Source organism: Microbacterium sp. NPDC090007 (assembly GCF_044748345.1).
Classification (GTDB): Bacteria; Actinomycetota; Actinomycetes; order Actinomycetales; family Microbacteriaceae; genus Microbacterium.
Genome location: NZ_JBIVFV010000001.1, coordinates 107,246 through 130,678, shown reverse-complemented (window position 1 = coordinate 130,678; position 23,433 = coordinate 107,246). Strand labels below are relative to the sequence as shown.

The following is a 23,433-nucleotide window of genomic DNA, read 5'->3' as shown; positions in this document are numbered from 1 at the left end:
CGCCGTTGAGTGTCCAGGACACGCCGTCCCGCGGGACGGGGATGCGGCGCGTCGTGGACACTCAACGGAGCGGGAGGGCCGAGCGGGCGGGGAGGGACGGCGCGGGAGGGCCGAGCGGGCGGGAGGGACGGAGCGGGAGGGCCGAGCGGGCGGGAGGGGCGAGCGGGCGGGGCGGAGCGGGCGGGAGGGGCGAGCGGGCGGTGCGGAGCGGGCGGGCCGCGCCGGCGGTTCAGGTCACGGGCGCAGCAGCACCTTGCCGACGCGCGGGGAGTCGCTCGCGCGCGCGGCCTCGCGGGCGTCCTCGAGCGCGAAGGTCGCCGCGACCGGGAGGGTCAGCGTGCCGTCCGCGAGGTAGCGCGACAGTTCGGCGAAGAGGGCGCCGCGGGTCTCGGCATCCATGGTCTTGCTGACGACGCTGCCCCAGAAGCCCTTGACGGTGGCCTGACGGAAGATGATGTCGCCGGCCGAGAGCTCAAGCTTTCCCGCACCCATCGACCCGAAGATCACCAGCGTGCCGTTCTCGCTCAGCAGCGACAGCACGTCGTCGCTGGCCGAGCCGCCCACCGAGTCGACGCCGGCGACGATGCGCGCACCGTCGGCGAGGGCGAGGGCGGTGTCGCGCCAGCCCTCGGCGTCGGTCGACACGATGTTGTCGATGCCCTGTTCGGCGAGCTCGGCGACAGCGCTCTGACGGCGGACGAGTCCGATGACGTGGATGCCGCGGGCCTTCGCGATCTGCGCGACCATGCGTCCCACGGCGCCGTTGGCGGTGTTCTGCACGATCCAGTCACCGGCCTTCAGGTCGAGCGAATGCAGCAGGCTGATCGCGCTGAAGGGCATCGAGACGAGCTGCGAGGCGACCTCGTCGCTCAGACCGTCGGCGACGGGGATGAGGCCCGCGGCCTTCGCGACGACCTGCTCGGCCCAGACCCCGAAGGTGCCGCCGGTGGCGACGCGTTGCCCGACGGAGAGGTTCTCGACGCCCTCGCCGAGTTCTTCGACGACGCCGACGGCTTCGGTACCGGCGCGGGCGGGCAGCTCGGGGGTGAAGCCGTAGGTGCCGCGGATGGTCCACAGGTCGTGGTTGTGGAGGGGGGAGAGCAGCACGCGCAGGCGCACCTCGCCGGGGCCGGGGGTCGGGGTCTCGACCTCTTCGACGCCGAGGACGTCGGCGGGCTCGCCGAACTGGTGGTGGATGACTGCGCGCATGAATTCCTCCGGTGGTTATTTTGTGACGACCGGTCTAATATAGACCCCGACGCGACAGACGCAACAGGGGCCCGGTGGGTCGAACGGGCCCGGTGGGTCCAGCGGGCCCAGGCGCCTCGGCCGGGCGAGACGCACGTGCCCCGGTGTCACGGTGGGGCGCGGCGTCGCTCCCACGGTGGGACGCGGTGATAGTCCTCCCGTGGGGCGCGGCGTTCGTCCAACGGGAGGACGCGGTGGCGGTCCACCCGTGGGGCGCGCCGTCGGTCCCACGACGGCGCGGCCACCTCGCCCAGCCCCAACCAGACCCGGTGGGCGGAGCACCCACACGACACGCAGGGAGACACCATGGGCAGGACGCCGAGCTTCGACCGCGCCGCCGTCGTCGGCGCCGCGCGCGACGTCTTCTGGCAGCGCGGGTACGCCGAAGCGGGCATCGCCGAGCTCGAAGAGGCGACGGGCCTGACCCGTTCGAGCATCTACCACGCGTTCGGCAGCAAGCGCGGCCTGTTCGACGCGGTGCTCTCGGCGTATCTCGACGACGTGGTCCGTACGCGCCTGCGGCCGTTGGGCGGGGGAGACCCCGGTGCGCTCGAGGCCTACGTCGCCGAGATGAGCGACGCCATCGCGGCCGATGCCCCCCGCGCGCGACTGGGCTGCCTGCTGCTGAACGCCGGCTCGTCGCCGCTGGCCACCGAGGACGCCGAGGTGCGCACCCTCGTCTCGGACTACGCCGCCGAGATGCGGGCGGCGATCCGTTCCGCCGTCGCCGACCGTCGTCGCGATCTGGCGGGGGATGCCGTCGACGCGCTCGCCGCGGTCTGTGCGTCGCTCGTCGTGGCCGGCCTCACTCTCGCGCGCGCCGACCGCGAGGCGGCGGTGACGACGCTGGCATCCGTCTCGCCGACGTTGGAGTCGTGGGGCCGCGGCTGATCGTGTTCGCCCGGGGCGTCCCGCTCCGGCGGTGCGGCGCGGACGGCCCGCATGTTAACGGTCCGCGACGAGCTCGCGGCGACGGACGCCGACGAACGCCACCACCCCGAGCGCGACCACCGCGACGGCCCAGGCGATCGCCCCGCGCGGGTCGACGGTGTCGCCGCTGACCACGGGGACGGATGCCAGCGGTGAGGCCCGGACCACGGCATCCGGCACTCCGAACAGCGGGCCGAACAGACCGACGATGGCAGCCGCCCCCACGATCACCCAGCCGAGCAGGGCCGCGGGCCGGGGGATGAGGACGACGGCGAGCGCCGTGAGGGCGGCGATCACGGCGGCCGCCTCGGCCTGTCCCGCCGCGCTCACGACGGCGTCGCGCAGCAGCGAGGGGTCCGGGTCGTCGGTGGTCAGAAGACCTGCGGCCGCGCCCCCCACCGCCGCGCCGAGGACGCCGACGATCGCGGCCACGCTCACGACGACGCCCGCACCCAGCCACCGCGCGCGTCCCCCTCCCGCGGCGAGGACCGGCTCTGCGAGCCCGTCGGCTTCGTCGCGGCGGAGTCGGACGAGCATCTGCACGCCCGCGCAGGCGGCGAGGATCCCGGCGAGGGTGAAGAACACCTCGATCGCGCCCTGGGCGAGCGACCCCCGCGCCGCGAGTGTCTGCAGCAGCGCCTGCACCGACGGGACGGTGTCGCCGACCTGCGCGATGACGGACGACAGGCGCGTCGAGAGCAGCCCCACGAGGAGCCCGCCGACGACCCATCCCGCGATGGCGCCGCGTCCCCCTCGCCAGGCGAGTCCGATCGGCCCCGACAACAGTCGTCCCGCGCGCGCAGGCCCCCTCGGTGCGGGAAGGAGCGACGCCCCCAGGTCGCGTGAGTGCTGCAACACGGCGGCGACCGAGATGCAGAGCACGGCCAGCGCGAACGAGAGCAGCAGCGGCCGCGCGTCGTCGGCGTCGAACGGGCGGACGTTCTCGCCCCAGCCGAAGGGCGAGACCCACGCGAGAGGGGCGCTGCGCATGCGCTGCAGGTCTTCGCTCGGCGTGCCCAGAGCGTTGCCCAGTCCGCACGCGAGCAGCCCGATCAGCGTCGCCCAGACTCCGATCGCGTTCGCGGCGCGGGAGGTGCGCACCATCTGCGCGCCCAGCAGGGTGACGCCCAAGAAGACGACGCCCGTCGCCGTCGTCGCCAGGCCCAGCAGAACGCTGCCCTGCACCGGGTAACCGAGCCCGACGAAGGTGAGGGCGACCAGCCCCCCGAGCACGAGGTCGGCTGCGATCCCATGGACCACGGTCGCGGCGAAGGGCGAGCTGCGGCCCGCCGGCGTCGCGGCGATGAGGTCGGCGCGACCGGACTCCTCCTCTGCCCGCGTGTGCCGGACGGCGAGGAACGTGCTCATCAGGGCGGCCAGCAGCAGAAGGAACGGCGCGATGAGGAAGGCCGCGAACGCCGCTTCGTCGGTGCCCGACGGGAGACCTCGCAGGAGCAGGATGACGGGATTGGCGATCGCAGCGGCGAGGAGACCCGCGCGATCCTCGGTCGTGGGGAACTGCCCGCGCACCCCCGCGACGGTCGCGGCCGCCAGTGCCAGCGCTGCCAGGATCCACAGCCCGAGCTGGACGGCGTCGCGGCGCAGGCGCGCGTGCAGGAGCGGGACCAGGTCGGTCATGTCGCGTCGCCCCCGTCGATGCGCTCGCCGTATCGGCGCAGGAACAGCTCCTCCAGCGTGGGCGGTTCCACGCGCAGGGAGGTCACGCGCGCGGCGGCGAGCGCGGGCAGGACGGATGCAACCTTCTCGCTGTCGACGGTGAACCGCACGCGGCCGTGGTCGCGTTCGAGGCCGTGGGCCGAGGGGAGGGCGGGCAGGAGCGCTCCGGTGTCGGCGAACGAGACCTGGGTGCGCGTGAGGTGGCGGAGGTCGGCGAGGGTGCCGGTCTCGACGACGCGTCCCGCGCGCACCAGACTCACCCGGTCGCACAGCTGTTCCACCTCGGACAGGATGTGGCTGGACAGCAGCACGGCGGTGCCGCGCTCGCGCACGCGACGAAGTTCCTGCTGGAACACCCTCTCCATGAGGGGGTCGAGGCCGCTGGTGGGTTCGTCCAGCAGCAACAGGTCGGCGGGCGATGCGAAGGCGGCGACGAGGGCGACCTTCTGGCGGTTGCCCTTGGAGTAGGCGCGGCCCTTCAGCCGCGGATCGAGCGCGAAGGCGTGCAGGAGCCGCTCCCGTTCGCGGCGGTAGGTGGCGGAGCGGCCGGAGCCGCGCAGGTGGGAGAGCAGGTCGATCGTCTCCCCGCCCGTAAGGTTGGGCCACAGCGTCACGTCGCCGGGCACGGAGCCGATGCGCCGGTGCACCGCGGCCGCGTCGCGCCAGGGATCGGCGCCGAGCACGTCGGCGGTGCCTTCGTCGGCGCGGGCGAGCCCCAGCAGGATCCGCAGCGTCGTGGACTTCCCGGCTCCGTTGGGCCCCAGGAATCCGTGGATCTCGCCGGACGCGACCTCCAGATCGAGGCCGTCCAGCGCGACCGTGCGGCCGTATCTCTTGCGCAGGCCGTCCGCGCGGATGACGGTACTCATGGCGAGACGATACGCCCGCGCCTTCGAGGCCTCAAGAGGCCGCCGCTGTATACGAACGGGGGTCCAATGACGCCGCGCGGGCCCTGATATGGGCGTAATGTATACACGACGAGGAGGTGGGCGATGCGAGCCGGTGAACGCGCGTACGCGACCCTGCTCGACGAGATCCAGACCGGCGCTCTCGCTCCCGGGACGGTCCTCGGCGAGGTCGAACAGTCCTCGCGGCTCGGCGTCAGCCGCACGCCGCTGCGCGAGGCTCTGCGCCGACTCAGCTCCGACGGGCTCGTCGCCCAGGCGTCGCCGCGGGTGACGGTGGTCGCCGGTATCGACGCCGACGACATCCGCGCGCTGTTCGAGCTGCGCCGCGCCCTGGAGGCCGCGGCGGCCCACCTGGCCGCGCGACGCGGTGACCGGCACGTGTTCGCAGAACTGGCAGACGAGTTCCTCGGCGTGGACACCGCCGACGCCGACGCGTACTACTGCCTCATCGGGCGCTTCGACGCGGCGATCGACACCGCCGTCGACAACACCTACCTCTCGGCGGCCCTGCGCAGCGTCCGCACCCACCTCGTGCGGGTGCGGCGCATGGCCCGCGACAACCCCCGGCGGCTCTCCGCCTCGGCGCGAGAACATGAACTGATCGCTCGCGCGATCGGCGGCGGCGACCCCGAACTCGCCGCGCACGCCACCCACGTGCACCTGCACAACGCCCTCACCACCATCCTCGAAGCCCTCACGGAGGACCCCTCATGACGATCACCCATCACGTGCGCGTGCACCGCAGCGACGAGAACCTGGCTCGCGAGGGGCAGCTCGCCTGGGCCCTTTCGCGCGTCGCGGTCGACCCGGTCGCCGTCGACGACGACGTGGTCGACATGATCGTGAACCGTCTGATCGACAATGCCGCCGTCGCCGCGGCATCCCTCACCCGCCAGCCCGTCAGCGCCGCGCGCCAGCAGGCGCTGGACCACGCGGTGTCGATCGGCGGACCGGGCGCGACGGTGTTCGGATGCGCGCTCGAGCGCCGCTCGAGCCCCGAGTGGGCGGCGTGGGCCAACGGCGTGGCGGTGCGCGAGCTCGACTACCACGACACCTTCCTCGCGGCCGACTACTCCCACCCGGGCGACAACATCCCGCCCGTGCTCGCGGTCGCCCAGCACACGGGCCGCGACGGCGCCGCAGTGGTGCGCGCGCTGGCCACGGCGTACGAGATCCAGATCGACCTGGTGCGCGCGATCTCGCTGCACAGGCACAAGATCGACCATGTCGCCCACCTCGGGCCCGCCGCGGCCGCCGGCATCGGCACCCTGCTCGATCTGGACCAGCAGACCATCTACCAGGCCATCGGCCAGGCCCTTCACACCACGACCGCGACCCGCCAGTCCCGCAAGGGCGAGATCTCGACGTGGAAGGCGCACGCCCCCGCCTTCGCCGGCAAGATGGCGATCGAGGCCGTCGATCGCGCGATGCGCGGCGAGACCAGCCCGTCGCCGATCTACGAGGGAGAGGACGGCGTGATCGCCTGGCTGCTCGACGGCCCCGACGCCTCGTACGACGTGCCCCTGCCCGGCGAGGGCGAGAGCAAGCGCGCCATCCTCGACTCGTACACCAAGGAGCACTCGGCCGAATACCAGGCACAGGCGTGGATCGACCTGGCCCGGCGCCTGGGCACCGAGCGGCCCGAGCTGCGCGACCCGGGCACCGTGGCATCCATCGTCCTGCACACCAGCCACCACACGCACTACGTGATCGGCTCGGGGGCGAACGACCCGCAGAAGTACGACCCGACCGCCTCGCGCGAGACGCTCGACCACTCGATTCCGTACATCTTCGCCGTCGCGCTGCAGGACGGCGCGTGGCACCACGTCGACTCCTACGCCCCGGAGCGCGCGGGCCGGGAGGACACCGTCGCGCTGTGGCACAAGATCACCACGGCCGAAGATGCCGAGTGGACCCGCCGCTACCACTCCGAGGACCCCGACGAGAAGGCCTTCGGCGGCCGGGTGGTCATCACCCTCGCCGACGGCTCCACCGTCGAGGACGAGATCGCCGTCGCCGACGCCCACCCGCTCGGCGCGCGGCCGTTCGCCCGCGAGGACTACGTGCGCAAATTCCGCATCCTGGCCGAGCCCGTGCTGCTGCCCGAAGAGGTCGAGCGCTTCCTCGAGCTGGTGCAGCGCCTGCCCGAGCTGACCCCCGCCGAGGTCATGCAGCTCACGATCGTCGCGAAGCCCGGTGTGCTGGCGCTCGCCCCCGCGCCGAAGGGGCTGTTCTGATGCTGCGGGCGCCCACAACTCCGGAACGCATGCCGGCCCAGGGGACGCGCCTCGCGCGGTTCCGGGGTCCTCAGTCTGCCGCCGCACGATTTTTCAGGAGTTCTGCACACGCGAGGGGAGACAGCTGATGCTCTACGCCCAGAACACCCCGCAGCACAAGCGTCGCGCGCTGCGCGAGAAGCTGGCATCCGGTGATCTCGTGCGGATGCCGGGGGCCTTCAACCCGCTGTCGGCTCGGCTCATCGAGCGCGAGGGCTTCGACGGCGTCTACATCTCGGGTGCCGTGATCTCTGCCGACCTGGGCCTGCCCGACATCGGCCTCACCACGCTCACCGAGGTCGCCGGCCGCGGCCAGCAGATCGCCCGCATGACGGAGCTGCCCGCCATCATCGACGCCGACACCGGGTTCGGCGAGCCGATGAACGTCGCGCGCACGATCCAGACGCTCGAAGACGCCGGCCTCTCCGGGACCCACATCGAGGACCAGGTCAACCCGAAGCGGTGCGGCCACCTCGACGGCAAGAGCGTCGTGGACGCCGACACCGCGATCAAGCGCATCCGCGCGGCCGTCGACGCCCGTCGCGACCCGGACTTCCTCATCATGGCCCGCACCGACGTGCGGGCCGTGGAGGGGCTGGATGCCGCGATCGACCGCGCGAAGGCCCTGGTCGACGCCGGCGCCGACGCGATCTTCCCCGAGGCGATGCGCGACCTGGGGGAGTTCGAGGCGATGCGCTCGGCGCTGGACGTGCCGATCCTGGCGAACATGACCGAGTTCGGCAAGTCCGAGCTGTTCTCGACGCGACAGCTGCAGGACGCCGGCGTGAACCTCGTCATCTGGCCCGTGTCGCTGCTGCGCCTGGCGATGGGCGCCGCGGGTCGGGGCCTGGACGCCCTGGCATCCAAGGGCCACCTGCGCGACCGGCTCGGCGAGATGCAGCACCGCGCCGACCTGTACGACCTGATCGACTACGAGGGCTACACCCGCTTCGACGCCGACGTGTTCGACTTCACCGTCGAACGCTGAGGTCCGACCCGCCCGCCGTGTCCCACTTGCGGCGGTCTGGACGGCCCCCGGCCGACCAGAAGGGGGACGAGGTCCGCTCGCCGCAGCGGCGCATCCGGCAGCATGAACATCACGCACGACTCGAGGGAGAGACGATGACCGACATCAAGAAGGGCCTCGCCGGCGTCACGGTCGACGAGACCGCCATCAGCAAGGTCAACCCCGACACCAACAGCCTGCTGTATCGCGGCTATCCGGTGCAGGAGCTCGCCGCGACGCAGCCGTTCGAGGCGGTCGCCTACCTGCTGTGGAACGGAGAGCTCCCGGATGCCGCCCAGCTCGCCGCCCTGCGCACCACCGAGCGTCGGCATCGGGCGCTGAGCGATGACGTCCGCGCCGCGATCGACCTGCTGCCGACCTCCGCCCACCCGATGGACGAGGTGCGCACCGCGGTCAGCGTGATCGGCGCGCGCGAGACCGCCGGGATCTCGAACGTGATGGATGCCGTGGGCACCCCCGAAGAGAACCTCGAGCGCTCCGTGCGCCTGTGGGCGCAGTTGCCCGCCGTGGTCGCGTACGGTCAGCGCCGCCGCCGCGGCGAGCAGCTCGTCGAGCCCCGGGACGACCTGGACTACGCGGCGAACTTCCTGTGGATGACGTTCGGCGAGGAGGGCGACCCCGTCGTCGTCGACGCGTTCAACCGCTCCATGACGCTGTACGCCGAGCACTCGTTCAACGCCTCGACCTTCACCGCACGCGTCATCGCCTCGACGCTCAGCGACCTGTACTCGGCGGTCGTCGGTGCGATCGGCGCGCTCAAGGGCCCGCTGCACGGCGGGGCGAACGAGGCCGTGCTGCATGTGTTTACCGAGATTGGGTCGGCCGAGAACGTCGGGCCCTGGCTCGACGCCGCCCTCGCCGACAAGCGCAAGATCATGGGCTTCGGCCACCGCGTCTACAAGCGCGGAGACTCGCGCGTACCCACCATGAAGGCCGCCCTCGACACCCTGGTCGCGCACTACGACCGTCCCGAGGTGGCGGCGCTGTACGACGCCCTCGAGTCGCAGTTCGTCGAGCGCAAAGGCATCTACCCCAACCTCGACTACCCCTCGGGGCCCGCCTACGACCTGATGGGCTTCGACACCCTCACCTTCACGCCGCTGTTCGTCGCCGCGCGGGTGACCGGGTGGACGGCGCACATCCGCGAGCAGCAGGGGGCCAACGCCCTCATCCGCCCGCTGTCGGCCTATGCCGGACCCGATGAGCGCCACGTCGAGGGGTATGTTCCCGATGCCGCGGACGTCGAGGCCCAGGAGCGCCCCGAGGAGGCGGCGGGCTGATGTCGGCCGCAGATCGCGGGCTCGCGGGGGCTTCGACAGGCCCCGCTGCCGGAGGTTCCCAGCCGCGGATCGTCCTGGTCGCGGGGGCCCGGACGCCCATCGGTTCGTTCGGGGGTGCGCTGTCGAGCGTCGACGCGTATGAGCTCGGTGCGGTGGCGGTGACCGAGGCCCTGCGCCGCGCCGGGGTTGCGGGCGCCGACGTCGACGAGGTCGTCATGGGCTGCATCGCCCAGAACGGCCCCGACGCGTACAACGCCCGCCGCGTCGCGCTCGCCGCGGGACTGCCGACGCGGGTTCCCGCCTTCACCGTCAACCGCCTGTGCGGCTCGGGCCTGCAGGCGATCTGGTCGGCCGCGCAGGAGCTGCGCTGGGGCGGCATCGACGTCGCCGTGGCGGGGGGCGACGAGAGCATGTCGCGCACGCCCTTCCTCGACTACGGTGCACGCGGCCCCGCGCGGCTCGGTGACCGTACGCTGCTCGACGGCACGCTCGCGATCCTCACCGACCCCTTCAGCGGTCGGCACATGGGAACGACGGCCGAGGTCGTGGCATCCCGCTACGGGGTTTCTCGAGAGCAGCAGGACGCTTTCGCCGTCGAGAGTCAACGCAGAGCGGCGACGGATGCCGCCCGCGCGGCCTTCGCCGAAGAGATCGTCGCCGTCACGACCGGCGGCAAGAAGCCGGTGGAGGTCGTGGTCGACGAGCACCCGCGCCCCGGGACGACGCTCGAGGCCCTGGCGGGGCTGCGTCCGGCGTTCGAGAAGGACGGCTCGGTCACCGCCGGAAACTCCTCGGGTATCAACGACGGGGCCGCAGCGACCGTGCTGATGCGCGAGGACGACGTGCGCGAGCGCGGGCTGACGGGGCTTGCGACGCTCGAGGCCGTGACGACCGCGGGCGTCGATCCCGAGATCATGGGCTACGCCCCGGTCATCGCGCTCGAACGCCTGTGGAAGCAGACGGGGCTCACACCCGCCGACGTCGACGTGATCGAGCTGAACGAGGCCTTCGCGGCCCAGGCCGTCGCCGTCATCCGGGATGCCGGACTCGACCCCTCGAAGGTCAATCCGTACGGCGGGGCCATCGCGCTCGGGCACCCGGTCGGGGCGACGGGGGCGATCCTGACGGTGCGCGCGGCCCTCGACCTGCAGCGCCGCGACCTGGAGTACGCCGTCGTGACGATGTGCATCGGCGGGGGTCAGGCGTTGGCCGCGCTGCTGCGGCGGTACTGAGGCGGGGCGGGTCGCGGCGCGGCGGCGCGGCCGGTTGGGCGCGGCCGCTGGGCGTGGTCTCGGCCGGGTGGCGCGGGTGCGGCCGGTTGGGCGCGGGCTCGGCCGGTTGGGCGCGGGCTCAGCCGCTGGGCGTGGTCTCAGCCGGGTGGCGCGGGCTCGGCCGGTTGGGCGGGGGCTCGGCCGGTTGGGCGGGGGCTCGGCCGGTTGGGCGCGGGCTCGGCCGGTGGGCGTGGGTAGGACGGGTGGCACGGGCGCGGCGGGTCGAGGTGTGCACGACGGCGGGAGTTCTGGACGGCACGCCGGCGGAGCGGCCGGGTCGGCGGCGTGTTGCGACGGGCTCCCGCGGTTGTGCCCGGGGCGGCCTGCGGGCCGGGCGATACTGAACCCATGAGCGTGTACCTTCTCGGCGGCGGGCGCGACACCGTGCGCTGCGGCGAGCTGCTGCGTCCCTTCGTCGACGAGGCACGGGCCGCCGCCGGCGGCCGGGCGCCCGTCATCGCGCTGCTGCTCGTGCGTGAACCCGACGACGAGACCTCGATTCCGCGCCACCGGGCGATGCTCGAGGCGGCGGGAGCGACGACGAGCGAGATCCGGGTCGAGACGGTCGTCGAGGGGCAGGCCTTCGCCGCCTCGGTGCTCGAGGCCGACGCGGTCTTCGTCGGGGGAGGGCTCACGCCGGCGTATCTCGACGCCGTCGGCGGGATTCAGGATGCCGTGGTCGACCGCGTCCGCGACGGGATGCCGTACGCCGGGTTCTCGGCGGGTTCGGCGATCGCGGCGGGCCCGGCGCTCGTCGGCGGGTACCGGGTGAAGGGCGTCGAGGTGGTGTCGCCGGACGCCGCCGAAGAGCTCGACGAGGTCGAGGTGCGCGCCGGGCTGGGGTTGCTCGCCTTCGCCGTCGACGTGCACGCCGCGCAGTGGGGGACCGTGTCGCGGCTCGTGGCCGCGGTCGACGCCGGGCTCGTCCCCGAGGGCGTGGCGATCGACGAGAACACGGCGCTGGTGATCGCGGCGCAGGCGGCGCCCGCCGTTCGCGGCGCCGGTCAGGTCTGGCGGGTGGAGGCCGCGGCATCCGGAATCCGTGTCGAGGTGCTGCGCGCCTGACGCTCCTGCTCCCGCGTCGGTCGGTGGGGCGCCGTCGTGCGGAGGGGAAGGCGGACGCGCCGTCGGCGGGTGCCGTCGGTCGGCGTGTCGGTCGTGGGTTCCGCGCAACGGCGCCGGGCCGGCGGGACGACGCCGGGCACGGGAAACGGCCCCCACCCCGAGGGGTGAGGGCCGTTTCGGCGTGGGGCGTCAGGCCGTGCGGCGGCGACGCAGGGCGAAGGCGAGACCGCCTGCGACCACGAACATCCCTCCGGCGAGCGCCAGGCCCCACGGCCCCTGCGCGCCGGTGGCCGCGAGGGTGCCCTTGCGTGCGACATCGATCGTCACCGCCGGCAGCACCGTACCGTCGGCGCGCGTGATGACGACCGTGTGCGCACCGGGTTCGAGCGTCGCGGGGACGCTCACGCGGAACGTGACCGCACCCGACGCGTCGGCGGCGGGGATGCCGGTGATCACCGTGGGCGTGCTGTTGAGCGTGGCCGTCAGCTGCTCGCCGGCGTTCAGACCGGTCACCGTGACCGTGAACGATCCGCCCTGCTCGACACGCGTCGTGCTCGCGGTGACCTTCACGCCCGTGGTCGGCGACGAGGTCGGCACCGTGGTCGGCGAGCCGGTCGGCTGGCCCGTCGGCGCGCCCGTGGGGGCCGTGGTCGGCGACGGCGAGGTGGTCGGCGATCCGGTGGGCGTCGGCGACGGCGTCGGCGTGCTGCCGCCCTCGTCGACCGGCTGGGTGCCGACCAGGTAGGCCCGGCCCACGGGCGACGGCGCGACGACCTTCTTCGCGGCGAAGTAGTCGACGGTGGCCTGCAGGTCGATCTGACCCGAGTCGGCCTTGCCCGTCCCCTGCGCGAAGGCGGTGAAGTTGTCACCGCCGGCGGCGAGGAACGAGTTCGTGACCACGCGGTACGACGTCGCCGCATCGATCGGGGTGCCGTTCAGGGCGATCGCCGAGATGCGCGAGCCCCGCGCCGCGGCCGGGTCGTACGCGAAGGTGAAGCCCTTCGAGACGCCGAGCGCGAGCACCGGACGAGACGCCCCGTCGGGCTGCCACTGCTGTTCGAGGACCTCCTTGAGCTGCGCGCCCGTCAGGGAGAGCGTCACGAGCGTGTTGCCGAAGGGCTGGACGTTCGCGGCTTCGCGGTACGACACCGAGCCGTTGTCGGAGCCGAAGAGCAGGTCCGCGCGCAGACCGCCCGGGTTCATGAACGAGATCTGCGCGTCCTCGCCGTTGAACGAGGGGTTCTCGCTCGTGGCCCACAGGTACACGTCCGCGACGGTGTTGCCGAGCGTCGAGTAGGCGCCGCGGTCTTCGCCGCCGGCGTTGTTCTTCGCACGGGTGATGTCGGCGGTGATCTTGCCCACCTCGACCTGGCCCTTCACGTCGGCGGTGGCCTTGGCATCCGCCACGATCTGCGCGGTGGCCGGCTCGGGGTACGCCACGTACTGCGTGACCGCGGGGTCGAGCAGGGCGCGGACGCGGGGGGTGATGGATGCCAGGCTGCCGTCGTCGTTCAGGTCGATGTCGAGGGCGCCCAGGTTGGTGCCGTACTGGCCCGCCTGCAGCACCGCGCGGCCGTCGATGGTGCACGCGTACTTCTGGTGCGTGTGCGCCGAGACGATCGCGTCCACGTCGTCCGAAGCCCCGCGGACGAGATCGCCGAAGTCGCCGGTCTCGGTGGCGATCTTCGTGCAGTCGGTGCCCTCGGAGCCCTCGTGGGCCAGCAGGATGACGATGTCGGCACCGGCGGCGCGGGCGTTCTCGGCCTCGCGGTTGGCGGCTTCGACCTGATCGCCGAACTCGATCGTGTCGATCTTCGACGGGTCCACCATGCCGGCCGTCTGCTGGGTGACGGTTCCGATGAAGGCGACCTTCGTGCCGTCGACGTCCTTGATCGTGTACGGCTTGAGGGCGGGGGTCTTCGTGCCCTTCTCGTACACGTTGGCGCCGAGGGCGAAGTCGCTGAGGTCACCGGTGTTGCCGCCGTAGGCCGGGATGACCCGGTCGGTCAGGTCGGCGAAGCCGCGGTCGAACTCGTGGTTTCCGACCGCGCTGACGTCCAGCGTTGCGGCCTTGAGGGCCTCGATGGTCGGGGTGTCCTGGTCGATGAACGACTCGAAGGCGCTCGCGCCGATGTTGTCGCCGGCCGAGACGAAGAGGGTGTCGGGGTTCTGCTGGCGGTACTTCTCGACCGCTCCGGCGAGCACGGCGGCCCCGGCGACGCCCCCGGTCTCCTGCAGCAGGCGTCCGTGGAAGTCGTTGATCGTGAGGATCTGCAGGTCGGGGGTCTTCGGCTGCGTCGGACGCACCTCGAACACCGTGGTGGAGCCCGAGACCTCGTTGCCGGTGATCAGCAGGGGCACGCCCGTGGGCGAACGGAGCGCCGACACGAACGCGATGCCCTCGGGGCCCAGGTCGCCCGCGGCTGCGGTCTTGACGTCGGCCGCGGCGTCCCGGTTGTTGACATAGGTGACGTAGGCGGGTGCGGTGGGGTCGGTGATGTCGTAGACCATCACGCCGCCCGCGCGCTCGAGGCCGATGAAGGCGTAGGTGCGGCCGTCGACGACGCCGACCGCGACGTTCTCGGGCTCGGGACCCTTGTCGTCGCTGCGGTCGTCGACGGTGTTGTTGTCGTTCGAGACGTTGAACAGCTGCGGAGCGACCTCTTTGAGCTTCTGCTCGAACTGGTCGCCCGAATCGAAGACGAGCGTGCCCTTGGTGTCCCAGATCGAGAAGGAGCGGCCACCGTAGGCGTACAGCTCGCTGTAGCAGCCGTCGGCCGTCTCGCCGAGGTCGGTGACGACCTTGAGGCGGCCGAGGTCAGCGTCCGCCGCCCGTCCGGCGAGCGGCGAGGTGGCGCAGACGGCGCTCAGATCGTCCTTTCCGAGGTCCTTGATGCGGGCCTCGTCGATGAACGAGCCCCACTCGCGCCCGTCGCCCTCGTTCGCGGTGACGAGGTAGGTGCTCGCCTTGCCGCCCACGCTGGCCGCGTACGACGCGATCCCGTCCGGCATGTACAGGCCCTTGAGGCCCGCAACGGTGCGGATGTCGGCCGTGCCGTCCTTGTCGCTGGTGTCGAGTCCGTTGCCGGCGACACCGTAGTCCTTGTATCCCAGGGGCAGGATGCCGCTCACCTCGGCCTTGGTGAGGTCGACGGTCGCGACGGCGTTCGCCTCTTGCAGCGTGACGTAGGCGATCGTGCCGTCGGTGGTGATGTACTCGGGTTCGAGGTTGCGCGAGACGCGGTTGGCCGCCAGGGGCGTGGACCCCTGGTCGGGCGCGGCGACGTCGGGACCGAAGACACGGACCTTCGGGTCGAGCGTCTTGGTGCCGCCCTGCTCGAAGGCGCGGAAGGTCGCGGTCTTGACGGCGCCGGGCGCGGGAGCGGCGAGCGCGGTCGTCAACGCGATGACGCTGACCGTGCCCTCGGGGTCGCTCGAGAAGTCGTCGGCGGGTTCGCCCTCGTTGGCGACGACCGCGTAGGAGCCGTCCTTCGAGAAGGTGACCATGTCGGGCAGGGCTCCGACGGTGACCGTGCCGAGCGTGGCGGCCGACGCGTCGTCCTTGTTGGCGTCGAAGAAGACGAGGTGACCGGGGGCGGTCTTGTCGTCGGCTTCGAATGCCACGACGCCCAGGCCGTCGTCGCGCACGGCGACGGAGTTGGCGACGCCGTCCGAGGCGATGTCGAAGAGCTTCACGGGCTTCGTCGGGTCGCTGTTGTCGAGCACCGAGACGGTGCCGGCCTGCGCGTTGACGACGAAGAGCCGGTCGCGGTAGGCCTGGACGATCTCGGCGGCGGATTCTTTGTAGACGCCGGTGTCGTAGGAGCCCACGGGGGTGACGCTGAGCGCCGCGCCCGAGGCGCTGTTCGAGACGGGTGCGCTGACGATGGCGGCGGATGCCGCCGTCGCGCTCGAGAGCGCGAGCGCGCACACGGCCGCGGTCGTCGCGGTGAACGCGGCGGCGCGGCGCAAGAGGGGCGAAGGCATGGCTGTGTCCTCGGGTGCAGGGGGACGACGCGCGCGCGACGGGCCGTGCCCGCGTCGGTCGCCGCGGAGGCGGCGAACCCCGCGATCCTCTCCCGAACCGGTGACATCCGCGTGAACGGGTGGCGAACGCGGGTCGCGGGTCCGACGCCCCGGGTTCGTCTGCGCGCCCGCTCGGGCGCACGGCATCCGAGGGTCGTCGAGCCCGCGGCACGCGGGTCTACCCTGGCGCCATGACGACAGCGGACGGCACCCACGCCGACGAACCCCACCGCGCGGGACTCGCGCAGCGCCTCAACGGACTGCGCGCCGGAGTGCTCGGCGCGAACGACGGCATCGTCTCGACCGCCGCGGTGGTCGTCGGCGTCGCGGGGGCGACCAGCCAGACCGGACCGGTGCTCGTCGCGGGGCTCGCCGCGCTCGTCGGCGGGGCCGTGTCGATGGCGCTGGGGGAGTACGTGTCGGTGTCGAGCCAGCGCGATAGCGAGCACGCGCTGATCCAGAAGGAGCGCCGCGAGCTCGCCGAGGATCCCGACGCCGAGCTCGCCGAACTCGTGGGCATGTACGAGGCGCAGGGGCTCTCGCGCGAGACGGCGACGCGCGTGGCGACGGAGCTGACGGCATCCGATGCCCTCAGAGCGCACCTCGCGGTCGAGCTGAACATCGACGCCGATGACGTGGTCAGCCCCTGGGCGGCGGCGTCCGCGTCGGCGGTGGCGTTCACGGTCGGGGCGATTCTGCCGCTGTCGACGATCCTGCTCGCTCCCGTCGAGGTGCGGGTGGCGCTGACGTTCGTCGCCGTGCTGATCGCGTTGGCGATCACGGGTTACCTCGCGGCATGGATCGGCGGGGCGCGGCGCGGGCGGGCGATCCTGCGCACCGTGATCGGCGGGGCTCTGGCCCTGGCGGCGACGTACGCGGTCGGCGCCCTGTTCGGCGTGACGGCGGGCTGATCTTTATCCCCCTATCAATTACTAGGACGTCCAGGTAATATTTCGGGAGCGACGACGCCGTCGCCCCACGAAGGAGAGCCGCATGGACGCCACCCCCGCCCCCGCGCTCGACGCCGTATCCGGCAGCACCCTGTCGGCCGACGAGCGCGACGCCATCCTCGACGCCGTGCGCGACTTCGCCGCCATGGAATTCGCACCGCACACCCTCGAATGGGATGCCGAGAAGCATTTCCCCCGCGACGTCCTGCGTCGCGCGGGAGAACTGGGACTCGGCGGCGTCTACGTCAATGAGGACGTGGGCGGCGCCGGGCTGACGCGTGCGGACGCCGCGGCGATCTTCGAGGAGCTCGCCTACGGCGACCCCACCGTGACGGCCTACATCACCATCCACAACATGGTCGCGTGGATGATCGACACGTACGGCACCGACGCCCAGCGCCACCGGTGGCTGCCGGGCCTGGTCGCGATGGAGGACCTCGGCGCCTACTGCCTCACCGAGCCGGGCGCGGGCTCGGACGCCGCCGCGATCACCACCTCGGCCATCCGGCACGGCGACAGCTACGTGCTCACGGGGGTCAAGCAGTTCATCTCGGGTGCCGGAGAGGCATCCGTCTACGTCGTCATGGCCCGCACGGGCGAGCCGGGCGCGCGCGGGATCAGCGCCTTCCTCGTCCCCGCCGGCGCGGACGGACTGTCGTTCGGACCGAACGAGAAGAAGATGGGCTGGAACGCCCAGCCCACCCGCCCGGTGATCCTCGACGAGGTGCGCATCCCGGCCGAGAACCTGCTCGGCGGCGAGGGGCGCGGATTCTCGATCGCCATGAGCGCCCTGAACGGCGGGCGGCTCAACATCGCCACGTGCTCTCTGGGCGGGGCGCGGTGGGCGCTGGACCGTGCGATCGCCTACGTGCACGAGAGGTTCACCTTCGGCGAGGCCCTCAGCGAGAAGCAGTCGGTGATCTTCGCCGTCGCCGACATGGCGACCGAGCTCGACGCCGCCCGGCTTCTGGTGCGCGACGCCGCCGGGGCTCTGGACGCCACGGCTCCCGATGCCGCGACCCGCTGCGCGATGGCGAAGCGCTTCGCCACCGATGTCGGCTTCCGCGTCGCCAACGAGGCGCTGCAGCTGCACGGCGGCTACGGGTACCTGCAGGACTACGGCATCGAGAAGGTCGTGCGCGATCTGCGCGTGCACCAGATCCTCGAGGGCACCAACGAGATCATGCGGCTCATCGTGGGCCGCAACGTCCTCGCCGCGTAGCGTGCCTCGGGTTCGGGCGGATCCCGCACCTCGGGGCGTGGATCCCTCACCACGGACGGCGCGATCCGCCCGCACCCCGGCGGACGCCGTGAGGGCCCGGACGCCGTGCAGCGATGTCGGTGGGGCGTGCAAGCATTCGAGGGCGGGATCGTCCGCACCGCGATGAGGGGAATCACATGACCGAGATGGATGCCGGGTACGAGACGATCCGCGTCGAACGACGCGACCGCGTCGGGTGGATCACCCTCGACCGTCCTGAGGCGCTGAACGCGCTGAACACGCGGACGATGACCGAGGTGGTCGCCGCCGCCGAGGCCTTCGACGCCGATCAGGGCGTGGGTGCGATCGTGGTGACCGGCAGCGAGAAGGCCTTCGCCGCGGGAGCGGACATCAAAGAGATGGAGCAGAAGTCCGGCCTCGACATGGTGCTCACCGACCACTTCGGCGCGTGGGCGCGTTTCGCCGCCGTCCGCACGCCCGTCATCGCCGCGGTGTCGGGCTACGCGCTGGGCGGGGGGTGCGAGCTGGCCCTCATGTGCGACGTGATCCTGGCGTCCGACCGCGCCCGGTTCGGCCAGCCCGAGGTGCAGCTGGGCGTCATCCCGGGCATGGGTGGGACGCAGCGGCTGGTCCGCGCCCTGGGGTACTACAAGGCCGCCGAGCTCGTGCTCACGGGGCGCATGATCGACGCCGCCGAGGCGGAGCGCGCAGGCCTGGTGTCGCGGGTCGTGCCGGCCGGCGAGCTCCTCGACGAAGCCGAGGCGGTCGCGCGCACCATCGCCGACAAGCCGCTGCCCGCGCTGTACGCGGCCAAGGCGGCGCTCGACGTCGCGCTCGAATCGACGCTCGCCGAGGGCGTCCGCTTCGAACGACAGGCGTTCGCCGCGCTGTTCGACACCGCCGACCAGAAAGAAGGGATGACGGCGTTCCGCGAGAAGCGGGCGCCGTCGTTCGTGCACCGATGAGCACCGCGGAGCGGCGGCAGGCGGCGCGTGCGGCCGTTCGCGGAGTCGGACGGCGCGTCGGCTCTCAGAGCGGGTCGGGGACGGGCGCGGGATCGGCGAAGTCCCCCGCGCCCTTGCGGAAGCGCGCGATGATGCGCACCAGCGCCGTCGCATCGTCCTCGTCGAGCCCGAGGTCGGCGAAGACGTCGTTGAGCGCGTCGGTTGCCTCGTCGACGCGTCGACGGCCGGCATCCGTGAGCGCCAGCAGCGCCGCCCGCCCGTCGGTGGGGTGCGGCTCGCGTGTCACGTACCCGTCACGGGCGAGGCGCTCGACGGTGTTCGTCACGCTCGTGGGGTGCACCTGCAGGCGCGCGATGGCGCTGGCCATCGGCATCCGTCCCTCGCGGGTGAAGGCGAGCAGCCGCATCATCTCGAACCGCGAGAACGACAGGTCGAAGGGCTTGAGGGCTCGATCGATGGATGCCATGAGCAGCTGGTGCGCGCGGATCACCGAGGTCACGACCGTCATGCCGTCGGCGGCGTCGTCCCAGCCGTGCGCGAGCCACTGGCGCTTGGCCTCGGCGATCGGGTCGACCGGCAGTCGTCGCGTCATCGGTCCTCCTCGCCGTTCACGCTACCGCCCGCGCGGAGCCCGCACGCGGTGCACGGCCCCGTCTACGGGGCCGGGAACGCCCCAGAACCCGTCCGCCGCGCGTGCGGCGTCCGCCCCTACACCCAAGGAGCCCGGTCGATGAGGATCGCGGTGCTGATCAAAGAAGTCCCCGACACCTGGGGAGAACGCCGTCTCGATCTCGAGACCGGGTTGACCGACCGCGCCGGGTCCGCGCCCGTGCTCGACGAGATCGACGAGCGGGCCGTCGAGGCGGCGCTGACCTACGCCGACGCCCACCCCGGCACCGAGGTCGTGGTCGTGGCGATGGCGCCGGCCTCGGCGACCGCGACCATCCGCAAGGCGCTCGCCATGGGCGCCACCTCGGCGCTGCACGTCGTCGACGACGCCCTGCGCGGCGCCGACCTGCTGCTGACCGCCGAGGTCTTGGCCGCCGCCGTCCGGCGCGTCGGCTCCGACCTCGTCATCGCGGGCAACCTCTCGACCGACGGTGGCGGGGGAGTGATCCCCGCGATGGTCGCCGAGCTGCTGGGGGTGCCGCAGCTCACGGGGCTGTCGCGCCTCGACCTCGCCGATGACGAGGTCGCCGGTGACCGCGTGAGTGATGCCGGCACGCTGCGGGTATCGGCTGCCCTGCCCGCCGTCGTCTCGATCACCGAAGCGCTGCCCGAGGGGCGGTTCACCACCTTCAAGGGCATCATGGCGGCCAAGAAGAAGCCCTACGAGATCGTGGATGCCGCCGCGCTCGGCGTCACGGCCGAAGACCCCGCCGTCCCCCGCTACATCATGCTCGGGGTGGCCGAGAGGCCACCCCGTCCGGCGGGGACGAAGATCGTGGACGAGGGGGATGCCGGCGAGAAGCTCGCCGCGTTCCTCCTCGCCGAGGGGGTGGCGTGATGTCGACCGTGCTCGTGCTCGTCGAGGTGCTGCCCGACGGGACGCCGGCCGCATCGACGCCCGGACTGCTCACCGCGGCGGGTGCGGTGGGCGAGCCGGTCGCCCTCATCGTCGCCCCGGCCGATGTGCGCGCGCGCGCCGCGGCCGCCGTCGCGCACCTCGGGGCCGCCCGCGTTCTGACGGCGGACGACATCACCGACCGGCTGACCGTGCCGGTCGTCGACGCGCTCGCCGCCGCCGTCGCACGGGAGCAGCCCGATCTCGTTCTCGCCGCGCACGCGGTCGAGACCCGCGACGCGCTCGCCCGCCTCGCGGCGCGACTGCGCCTGCCCCTGGCCACCGACGTCGTGGGCGTCGCCCGCGACGACCTCGGGGTCGTCGCCCGGCACTCCGCCTACGGCGGGGCGTTCACGGTCGAGGGGGCGCCCACCTTCGGGCCGCTGCTGGCGACGCTGCGTCCGGGAGCCGTCGAGGCCGACGTGGCACCGCGACCGCTGGTCGAGCAGTCGCTCGAGGTGGCGGCATCCGGGGTCCCGGCCGCCCGGATCGAGAGCGTCACCGACACGGCGATGCCCTCATCGCGCCCCGAGCTGCGCGGAGCCGCGGCGGTGGTCGCGGGAGGGCGCGGCGTCGGGTCGCGCGAGGACTTCGCCCTGGTCGAGCGACTCGCCGACGCGCTGGGCGCCGCGGTCGGCGCCTCGCGCGCGGCCGTCGACGCCGGGTACGTCCCCGCGAGCGCGCAGGTGGGTCAGACGGGGGTGTCGGTCTCGCCGCGGCTGTACGTGGCACTCGGCATCTCGGGTGCCATCCAGCACCGCGCCGGTATGCAGACGGCCGGCACGATCGTAGCGGTCGACAAGAACCCCGAGGCGCCCATCTTCGAGATCGCGGATTTCGGTATCGTCGGAGATCTGTTCACCGTCGTCCCCCAACTCATCCGCGCGCTCGAGGCCCACAAGAACTAGATGGCGTCCACACCCCGCTCCCCGCGTCGCGGGCTGCCGCGCGTCCCCGGTGGACAGCCCTGGCCGCCCGCGGCCTCCGGCGCGCCGTCCGGTGAAGAGGGCACGGCGCGACGCAGCGAAGAACTCGCCGCGCCGTCGGGCGAAGAGCACGAGGCGACGATGGTGCCGGCCGACCACGCCCACCTCGTCGATCCGACGCCGCCGGGCACGGGTTCGGCCGTCGACCCCGACGCCGCGGCGCCGGTCGACACCGCGCACGCGGGCGACGCCCCAGCTCCGGCCGATATCGCGGACACGGGCGACGCTGCGCCGGTCGGCACCGCGCACGCGGGCGCGACGAGCGAGCCGGGTCCCGCGGCCGGGATCGCCGTGCGCCGCGGTCTGCCGCGCGAACCGGGCGGCGCGCCCTGGCCGCCGGCATCCGTCCGCCCCGACGCGGACGCGGGGCAGGGGGCGCCCGGCGTCGCGGGACCACCGGATGCGGCGTCCGTCGGCTCCGACGCGGCGGCGCGTCCGAGCATCCCCGGCGCCGCGGACGCGGACCGACGCGACGGGTTCGAACCGCACGCGGCTCCCGAGTCCGACGCGGCGGGATCGCCCGAGTCCCTCGCCGTCGACCCGGGCGGGCGAGCGACGTCGTCGCCTCTCGCCGCCCAGGCCGGGCACGGCCCGCGCCGCGGGCTTCCGCGCGAGCCGGGCGGGGCGCCGTGGCCCCCGGCATCCGCTGCTCCGCCGTCGCGGTCCGAGACGACGGGCGCGCTGCCCGCGGCGGCCCTCGACCACGACCTCGGCGCGTCGGCACCGGCCGCGTCGCCTCAGCGGGGCGCGTCCGACCCCGCCCCCCGGTCCGCTTCCGCGGTGACGGATGCCACGACGGGGGCCGCCCCCTCGGTCCCGATCGAGGCGCGCGGTCCGCGCCCGCCGCTGACCGTCCGACGCACCGTGTGGCCCGGCGCGGCGGCGCGGGCCGCGCGGAATCCCCCGTCGCGGTCCGCATCGGACCCGCGCCCGCCCGGCTCCGGGTCCGGACCGGCCGCGCGCCCGCCCGGCTCCGGGTCCGGATCGGCCGCGCGCCCGTCCGGCGCGCTGCCGCGCCCCGGGTCCGCGCCCGCCCCGCGCAGGGCCGCCGCCCTCGGCGATTTCACCCCTGCGCAACTCCTCGGTTCGACCGCCGTGCTGGGCGTCTTCGCCCTCGCCCTGGCTGGTATCGCCGTGCTCCTGGCGCGGTTCGTGCTGGCCCTCGACCTCGGCCGCGAGTTCCTGGCGGCTTTCCCCGGCGAATACCACCTGCCCGAGGGGGCTCCGGTCGGGCTGCCGGCGTGGCTGAACTGGTCGCACTTCCTCAACAGCTTCTTCCTGCTGTTCATCATCCGCACCGGCTGGCAGGTGCGCCGCGAGAAGAGGCCGGCCGCATTCTGGTCGCCGCGCACGAACAAGAAGCGTCGCATCAGCCTCGCCCTGTGGTTCCACCAGTCCCTCGACATCCTGTGGATCGCCAACGGTGTCGTCTTCGTCGTTCTGCTCTTCGTCACCGGCCAGTGGATGCGCATCGTGCCCACCTCGTGGGAGGTGTTCCCCAACGCCCTCTCGGCGGCGCTGCAGTACGTGTCGCTCGATTGGCCGACCGAGAACGGCTGGGTGAACTACAACAGCCTGCAGCAGCTGTCGTACTTCGCGATCACCTTCGTCGCGGCACCCCTCGCGATCGTCAGCGGGGTGCGGCTGTCGGGCGTCTGGCCGAAGGACGCCGAGAAGCTCAACCGTCTGTATCCGGTGGAGTGGGCGCGCGCGGTCCACTTCCCCGTGATGCTCTTCTTCGTGGCGTTCATCGTCGTGCACGTGTTCCTCGTGCTGGCCACCGGTGCGCTGCGCAACCTCAACCACATGTACGCCGCGCGGGGGTCGGTCGACCCCGCGGCCTTCACATCCGACCCGACCGGGTTGCTGCTGTTCGCGGCCTCCCTGCTGGTGATGGCCGTGGCGTGGGTGGCGGCCCGCCCCGCGGTGCTCGTGCCCATCGCGCGCCTCTTCGGCGACGTCAAGCAGCGCTAACGTCACGGGGGTGCGGCGCCTCCCGCCGCCGCGTCCTTCTGTCGAGACCGCACGCGTCCGGCGC

18 protein-coding genes are annotated in these 23,433 nt (G+C 72.9%); 13 read left to right on the top strand and 5 right to left on the bottom strand.

The genetic code is table 11. The annotated features are described in order from the left end of the window. Positions 1-234: 234 nt before the first annotated feature. Positions 235-1,209, bottom strand: a complete 975-nt coding sequence (locus ACIPVB_RS00540) for a zinc-binding dehydrogenase (protein ID WP_400366020.1) — start codon at positions 1,207-1,209, stop codon at positions 235-237. A gap of 345 nt (positions 1,210-1,554) precedes the next feature. Here ACIPVB_RS00540 and ACIPVB_RS00535 point away from each other — a divergent pair, with 345 nt between their 5' ends. Next, positions 1,555-2,139, top strand: coding sequence for a TetR/AcrR family transcriptional regulator (locus tag ACIPVB_RS00535; protein ID WP_400366018.1), 585 nt, complete (start codon positions 1,555-1,557; stop codon positions 2,137-2,139). 54 nt (positions 2,140-2,193) lie between these two features. Here ACIPVB_RS00535 and ACIPVB_RS00530 read toward each other — a convergent pair whose 3' ends face one another. Together ACIPVB_RS00530 and ACIPVB_RS00525 are read right to left on the bottom strand one after the other, a co-directional pair. Beyond that, complete coding sequence (locus ACIPVB_RS00530; RefSeq protein WP_400366016.1) at positions 2,194-3,816, bottom strand: ABC transporter permease; 1,623 nt, start codon at positions 3,814-3,816, stop codon at positions 2,194-2,196. Further along, the gene (locus ACIPVB_RS00525; RefSeq protein WP_400366014.1) at positions 3,813-4,724 is read right to left on the bottom strand and encodes an ATP-binding cassette domain-containing protein; all 912 of its coding nucleotides are present in this window, start codon (positions 4,722-4,724) and stop codon (positions 3,813-3,815) included. Before ACIPVB_RS00525 ends, ACIPVB_RS00530 begins: the two co-directional genes overlap by 4 nt. Positions 4,725-4,847: 123 nt before the next feature. Between ACIPVB_RS00525 and ACIPVB_RS00520 the strand changes: the two genes are divergently transcribed. The 6 genes from ACIPVB_RS00520 (at position 4,848) to ACIPVB_RS00495 (ending at position 11,682) form a co-directional block, all read left to right on the top strand. After that, positions 4,848-5,477: a GntR family transcriptional regulator gene (locus ACIPVB_RS00520; RefSeq protein WP_400366012.1), complete on the top strand. Its 630-nt coding sequence runs from the start codon at positions 4,848-4,850 to the stop codon at positions 5,475-5,477. Next, positions 5,474-7,000, top strand: coding sequence for an MmgE/PrpD family protein (locus ACIPVB_RS00515; protein WP_400366010.1), 1,527 nt, complete (start codon positions 5,474-5,476; stop codon positions 6,998-7,000). The genes ACIPVB_RS00520 and ACIPVB_RS00515 overlap by 4 nt, the downstream gene beginning before the upstream one ends. Before the next feature lie 127 nt (positions 7,001-7,127). After that, positions 7,128-8,027 carry a methylisocitrate lyase gene (prpB, locus tag ACIPVB_RS00510; protein ID WP_400366008.1) on the top strand — a complete coding sequence of 300 codons (900 nt, stop codon included), beginning with the start codon at positions 7,128-7,130 and terminating at the stop codon, positions 8,025-8,027. Positions 8,028-8,161: 134 nt separating this feature from the next. Further along, positions 8,162-9,346: a bifunctional 2-methylcitrate synthase/citrate synthase gene (locus ACIPVB_RS00505; protein ID WP_400366006.1), complete on the top strand. Its 1,185-nt coding sequence runs from the start codon at positions 8,162-8,164 to the stop codon at positions 9,344-9,346. Continuing rightward, positions 9,346-10,578, top strand: coding sequence for a thiolase family protein (locus ACIPVB_RS00500; protein WP_400366004.1), 1,233 nt, complete (start codon positions 9,346-9,348; stop codon positions 10,576-10,578). The genes ACIPVB_RS00505 and ACIPVB_RS00500 overlap by 1 nt, the downstream gene beginning before the upstream one ends. A 387-nt stretch (positions 10,579-10,965) precedes the next feature. Next, the gene (locus ACIPVB_RS00495; RefSeq protein ID WP_400366002.1) at positions 10,966-11,682 is read left to right on the top strand and encodes a Type 1 glutamine amidotransferase-like domain-containing protein; all 717 of its coding nucleotides are present in this window, start codon (positions 10,966-10,968) and stop codon (positions 11,680-11,682) included. A gap of 189 nt (positions 11,683-11,871) precedes the next feature. Here ACIPVB_RS00495 and ACIPVB_RS00490 read toward each other — a convergent pair whose 3' ends face one another. Continuing rightward, positions 11,872-15,669 (bottom strand): choice-of-anchor I family protein, encoded by a 3,798-nt coding sequence (locus ACIPVB_RS00490; RefSeq protein ID WP_400366000.1) that lies wholly within the window; start codon positions 15,667-15,669, stop codon positions 11,872-11,874. 230 nt (positions 15,670-15,899) lie between these two features. Here ACIPVB_RS00490 and ACIPVB_RS00485 point away from each other — a divergent pair, with 230 nt between their 5' ends. The 3 genes from ACIPVB_RS00485 (at position 15,900) to ACIPVB_RS00475 (ending at position 18,845) form a co-directional block, all read left to right on the top strand. After that, a complete protein-coding gene (locus tag ACIPVB_RS00485) occupies positions 15,900-16,619 on the top strand; it encodes a VIT family protein (RefSeq protein WP_400365998.1) in 720 nt (239 codons plus the stop codon). Between the two features lie 82 nt (positions 16,620-16,701). Then, entirely contained in the window at positions 16,702-17,880 is a 1,179-nt protein-coding gene (locus tag ACIPVB_RS00480) for an acyl-CoA dehydrogenase family protein (protein WP_400365996.1), read from the top strand. Between the two features lie 176 nt (positions 17,881-18,056). After that, positions 18,057-18,845 carry an enoyl-CoA hydratase-related protein gene (locus ACIPVB_RS00475; protein WP_400365994.1) on the top strand — a complete coding sequence of 263 codons (789 nt, stop codon included), beginning with the start codon at positions 18,057-18,059 and terminating at the stop codon, positions 18,843-18,845. A 64-nt stretch (positions 18,846-18,909) separates the two neighbouring features. On the opposite strand, the gene ACIPVB_RS00470 is transcribed toward ACIPVB_RS00475, so the two are convergent. Next, the gene (locus ACIPVB_RS00470; protein WP_400365992.1) at positions 18,910-19,437 is read right to left on the bottom strand and encodes a MarR family winged helix-turn-helix transcriptional regulator; all 528 of its coding nucleotides are present in this window, start codon (positions 19,435-19,437) and stop codon (positions 18,910-18,912) included. 138 nt (positions 19,438-19,575) lie between these two features. Here ACIPVB_RS00470 and ACIPVB_RS00465 point away from each other — a divergent pair, with 138 nt between their 5' ends. The 3 genes from ACIPVB_RS00465 to ACIPVB_RS00455 are packed head-to-tail and all read left to right on the top strand — an operon-like array spanning position 19,576 to position 23,369. Continuing rightward, positions 19,576-20,352, top strand: coding sequence for an electron transfer flavoprotein subunit beta/FixA family protein (locus tag ACIPVB_RS00465; RefSeq protein WP_400365990.1), 777 nt, complete (start codon positions 19,576-19,578; stop codon positions 20,350-20,352). Continuing rightward, positions 20,352-21,317, top strand: a complete 966-nt coding sequence (locus ACIPVB_RS00460; protein ID WP_400365988.1) for an electron transfer flavoprotein subunit alpha/FixB family protein — start codon at positions 20,352-20,354, stop codon at positions 21,315-21,317. The genes ACIPVB_RS00465 and ACIPVB_RS00460 overlap by 1 nt, the downstream gene beginning before the upstream one ends. Further along, on the top strand, positions 21,318-23,369 hold the full coding sequence (locus ACIPVB_RS00455) for a cytochrome b/b6 domain-containing protein (RefSeq protein ID WP_400365986.1): 2,052 nt from the start codon (positions 21,318-21,320) through the stop codon (positions 23,367-23,369). Positions 23,370-23,433: the final 64 nt, after the last annotated feature.

Bases quoted from the DNA above. Each gene is read 5' to 3' on its own strand.
- ACIPVB_RS00540 (WP_400366020.1), bottom strand. From the start codon at position 1,209: ATGCGCGCAGTCATCCACCACCAGTTCGGCGAGCCCGCCGACGTCCTC.
- ACIPVB_RS00465 (WP_400365990.1), top strand. From the start codon at position 19,576: ATGAGGATCGCGGTGCTGATCAAAGAAGTCCCCGACACCTGGGGAGAA.
- ACIPVB_RS00485 (WP_400365998.1), top strand. From the start codon at position 15,900: ATGACGACAGCGGACGGCACCCACGCCGACGAACCCCACCGCGCGGGA.
- ACIPVB_RS00525 (WP_400366014.1), bottom strand. From the start codon at position 4,724: ATGAGTACCGTCATCCGCGCGGACGGCCTGCGCAAGAGATACGGCCGC.
- ACIPVB_RS00520 (WP_400366012.1), top strand. From the start codon at position 4,848: ATGCGAGCCGGTGAACGCGCGTACGCGACCCTGCTCGACGAGATCCAG.
- ACIPVB_RS00480 (WP_400365996.1), top strand. From the start codon at position 16,702: ATGGACGCCACCCCCGCCCCCGCGCTCGACGCCGTATCCGGCAGCACC.
- ACIPVB_RS00515 (WP_400366010.1), top strand. From the start codon at position 5,474: ATGACGATCACCCATCACGTGCGCGTGCACCGCAGCGACGAGAACCTG.
- ACIPVB_RS00495 (WP_400366002.1), top strand. From the start codon at position 10,966: ATGAGCGTGTACCTTCTCGGCGGCGGGCGCGACACCGTGCGCTGCGGC.
- ACIPVB_RS00460 (WP_400365988.1), top strand. From the start codon at position 20,352: ATGTCGACCGTGCTCGTGCTCGTCGAGGTGCTGCCCGACGGGACGCCG.
- ACIPVB_RS00505 (WP_400366006.1), top strand. From the start codon at position 8,162: ATGACCGACATCAAGAAGGGCCTCGCCGGCGTCACGGTCGACGAGACC.
- ACIPVB_RS00470 (WP_400365992.1), bottom strand. From the start codon at position 19,437: ATGACGCGACGACTGCCGGTCGACCCGATCGCCGAGGCCAAGCGCCAG.
- ACIPVB_RS00535 (WP_400366018.1), top strand. From the start codon at position 1,555: ATGGGCAGGACGCCGAGCTTCGACCGCGCCGCCGTCGTCGGCGCCGCG.
- ACIPVB_RS00530 (WP_400366016.1), bottom strand. From the start codon at position 3,816: ATGACCGACCTGGTCCCGCTCCTGCACGCGCGCCTGCGCCGCGACGCC.
- prpB (WP_400366008.1), top strand. From the start codon at position 7,128: ATGCTCTACGCCCAGAACACCCCGCAGCACAAGCGTCGCGCGCTGCGC.
- ACIPVB_RS00475 (WP_400365994.1), top strand. From the start codon at position 18,057: ATGACCGAGATGGATGCCGGGTACGAGACGATCCGCGTCGAACGACGC.
- ACIPVB_RS00455 (WP_400365986.1), top strand. From the start codon at position 21,318: ATGGCGTCCACACCCCGCTCCCCGCGTCGCGGGCTGCCGCGCGTCCCC.
- ACIPVB_RS00490 (WP_400366000.1), bottom strand. From the start codon at position 15,669: ATGCCTTCGCCCCTCTTGCGCCGCGCCGCCGCGTTCACCGCGACGACC.
- ACIPVB_RS00500 (WP_400366004.1), top strand. From the start codon at position 9,346: ATGTCGGCCGCAGATCGCGGGCTCGCGGGGGCTTCGACAGGCCCCGCT.